Source organism: Inquilinus limosus MP06 (genome assembly GCF_000767795.1).
Classification (GTDB): domain Bacteria; phylum Pseudomonadota; class Alphaproteobacteria; order DSM-16000; family Inquilinaceae; genus Inquilinus; species Inquilinus limosus_E.
In genome coordinates this window covers 1-3,222 of record NZ_JANX01000648.1, presented here as the reverse complement: position 1 = coordinate 3,222, position 3,222 = coordinate 1, and the positions used below count along the sequence as shown (strand labels likewise).

The following is a 3,222-nucleotide window of genomic DNA, read 5'->3' as shown; positions in this document are numbered from 1 at the left end:
CCGGGCCGGCCGCGCCAGGGCACGGAGGCGGTGGCGGCGGTGACGCGGGCCCTGGCCCATTCGGCCGGTCCGGTGGCGCGGCTGTTGGTCAAGCGCGCCCTGGCCCGGGCAGCGACGCTGGACCAGCTGCGGGAGGCCTGCCTCGCCCTGATCGAGGACGCGGCAGAGCGCGAGCGGTTCCAGGAGATGCTGGCCGGCCTGCCTTATCCGGCGTCGCTCCCGGTCTCGGTCCGCGACCTGTCCGGGGATGCGGGATGACCGACGGATCTCAGGAGACACGGAATGCCGGCTGACAGCCGCAACGAGCCGATGCTGCTGCTCACCTCGCCGCTCGGCGACGACACGCTGCCGGTGCAGCAGGGCACGCTGCACGCGATCGAGCTGACAGCGGTCGAGGAGCTCAGCCGCCCCTACGAGCTGACGCTGACCGTCGTCTCCACCGAACGCAGCATCCGGCCGCAGGAGCTGCTGTACCAGCCGGTCGGGCTGACCGTCCGGCGCATCCCCCGCGGCGGCGACGCGGCGGACGGGACGACCCGGCCGCCCGAGAACCGCTTCTTCCACGGCGTGGTCCGCCGGATGGAGGCGATCGGCCTGGCGCGGCGCGACCGCTGGACCTACCGGCTGGAGGTGGTGCCGAGGCTCTGGTTCCTCAGCCAGGCCGAGGACAGCCGCATCTTCCAGGCCATGACCGCGCAGGAGATCCTGCAGACGATCTTCGCCGAGCACGGGGTCCAGCCGGTCGAGTTCCGGATCTACCGCAGCAACCCCGTCCGCGAATACACCACCCAGTACAACGAGACCGACCTGGCCTTCGCCCAGCGGCTGCTGCAGGAGAGCGGCTGGTTCTATTTCTTCGAGCACACCAAGACGTCCCACACCCTGGTGATCACCGACGGCAACGAGGCGTTCAAGCCGGTGACGCTGCCGTCGCACTGGGTGATCCACGAGGGCAACAACTTCGACGTCCTCGACCGCTGGGAGGAGACGCATTCGACCGCGCATGGTGAGGTCTGGCTGCAGGATTACGACCCCACCAAGCCGAACACGCCGGTCGACGGACGGGAGGATACGACGCTGCCGATCGCCGGCGCGTCGCGCCGCGACGTCTACAACTGGCCGGCGGCGACGATGGACAACCAGGTGGCGGCCGACCGGGCGAAGTTCCGGATCCAGCATGCCGAGGTGGTGTCGGCGCTGACCCACAGCCACGGCTACGACCACGAATTCGCCCCGGGCCGCCGCTTCACCCTGGCGCGCGACCCCTTCACCCGGGCCGAGGGCATCGACTACGCCCTGCGCTCGGTCCGCCACAAGGCCAGCGACGACAGCTGGATCGCCGGCGCCGCGATCGCGAGTTACGAGAACGACTTCACCTGCTTCCTGCAGAAGACGCCGTGGCGCGACGACGCCCGCAACACCCGCCCGGTGATGGCCGGCATCTTCGCCGCGACCGTGCTGGGCAATGACGGCGAGGAGATCCACGCCGACCCGCTGGGCCGGATCAAGGTCCGGCTGATGTTCGACCATCGCAAGGACACGGTGGCCGGCAAGGCGATCTGGGTCCGGGTGATCCAGCCCTGGGCCGGCAACAGCTGGGGCTGGCAGCACCTGCCGCGGGTCGGCACCGAGGTCGCCGTCTCCTTCATGAGCGGCGATCCCGACAACCCGGTGGTGGTGGGCGGCGTCTACAACGAGGTGATGCAGCCGGTCTTCCCGGTGCCGTCGGAGCAGACCAAGAGCGGCCTGCGCACCCGGTCGACCCTGCGCGGCGGCACCCAGGACTTCTCCGAGTTCTCGATCGACGACAGGAAGGGGCAGGAACTGGTGTTCCTGCACGCCCAGAAGGACCATCAGGTCGAGGTCGAGAACGACGAGACGGTCATCATCCACCGCAACCAGACGGTGACCAGCGAGACCGGGTCGATCACCATCAGTGCCATGCAGTCGATCACGCTGCAGGTCGGGGCCAGCCGGATCGTCCTGACCCCGGGCTCGATCTCGCTCGTCGCCCCGGCGATCAGCGTCACCAGCGAGGCGGCGATGAGCCTCACGGCCGGCGCCGCCATGCAGATGACCGTCGGCGCGGCGCTCAACATGACGATCGGCGCGGCGTGGCTGGCCACGGTGACCGGCACCATCACCTTCGAGACCGCGCTCTTCATCGCGCCGATCCCGATCCCGGCCACACCCTGACGAGGGCGGCTAGGCCGCGGCGCCGGCTCTCTCCCGCTCGCGGAACCGCGCGGTCCGCAGCACGGTGGCGACATTGGTCGAGCTGAGCGGCCGGCGGACGACCTCGAACACCCCGGCGGCGGCCAGCGCGTCGGCGTCGATCCGCTCGCTCGACGGCAGTGCCAGCAGGATCGGCAGCCGCGGCGCGGCCGCGTGCAGCGCGGCCGCGAGATCGAGTGCCTCCTGGGCGGAGGATCCGTGGCTCACGATCAGCACGTCGAACCGGTCCGGCGATGCCCGGCAGGCGGCCAGCGCGTCGGCGCCGCCGGTGAAGCCGACCGGCTCATAGCCGAGGGCGGCCAGCATCTCCTCGTCCCGCAGCATCAGCTTGCGGTCGCCCTCGACCAGCAGCACCGCCTCGCCGCGCCCCAGCATCGAGGCGGCGACGGGGGCTTCCGGCGCGTCCTCGACGATGCAGGGCAGCCAGACGGCGAAGCGGCTGCCCTCGCCGGGCCGGCTCCAGACGTCGATCGCGCCGCCGTGCTCCTGCACGATCTCGCGGACCGTCGCCAGACCCAGGCCGTTGCCGTCCTGGCGCGAGGTGAAGAAGGGCTCGAACAGCCGGCCCAGGGTCTCGGTGTCGATGCCGCGTCCCGCATCGCTGACGGCGATGCGGACATGGCGGCCCGGCATCAGCGAGCCATGGCTCAGGGCCTGCGCCTGCACGACGTCGTGCAGCTCGACGTCGAGCCCGATGCGGCCGGCCCCATCCATCGCCTGCGCCGCGTTGTTGCACAGGTTCAGGATCACCTGCTGGATCTGCGCGGCCTCGCCGGCGACCATCGCGGCGTGATCCTCCTGCCCCAGGACGAGCTCCACCCCCGGTGGCAGCGAGGCGCGCAGCAGCGAGGCGGCCTCGACGGCCCAGGGCGTGGACGTCGACCGGCCGGCTGGGCGCGGCACGGCGCCGGCCATAGGCCAGGATCTGGCCGATCAGGTCGCGCGCCCGCTCGCCCGCGCGGCGGATCCCGTGCAGGTGGCGGGCCG

Annotated in this window: 3 protein-coding genes; 2 read left to right on the top strand and 1 reads right to left on the bottom strand. The window is 71.4% G+C overall.

Annotated features, from left to right (window positions below; all coding sequences use genetic code 11):
• Both P409_RS39455 and P409_RS30190 read left to right on the top strand, forming a co-directional pair.
• Positions 1–258 (top strand): hypothetical protein (locus P409_RS39455; RefSeq protein ID WP_034847146.1); only part of this gene is annotated, 258 nt, incomplete at its 5' end.
• A gap of 24 nt (positions 259–282) precedes the next feature.
• Positions 283–2,196 (top strand): type VI secretion system Vgr family protein, encoded by a 1,914-nt coding sequence (locus P409_RS30190; RefSeq protein ID WP_034847144.1) that lies wholly within the window; start codon positions 283–285, stop codon positions 2,194–2,196.
• Positions 2,197–2,205: 9 nt separating this feature from the next.
• Here P409_RS30190 and P409_RS30185 read toward each other — a convergent pair whose 3' ends face one another.
• Entirely contained in the window at positions 2,206–3,138 is a 933-nt protein-coding gene (locus tag P409_RS30185) for an ATP-binding protein (protein WP_161790499.1), read from the bottom strand.
• Positions 3,139–3,222 lie beyond the last annotated feature (84 nt).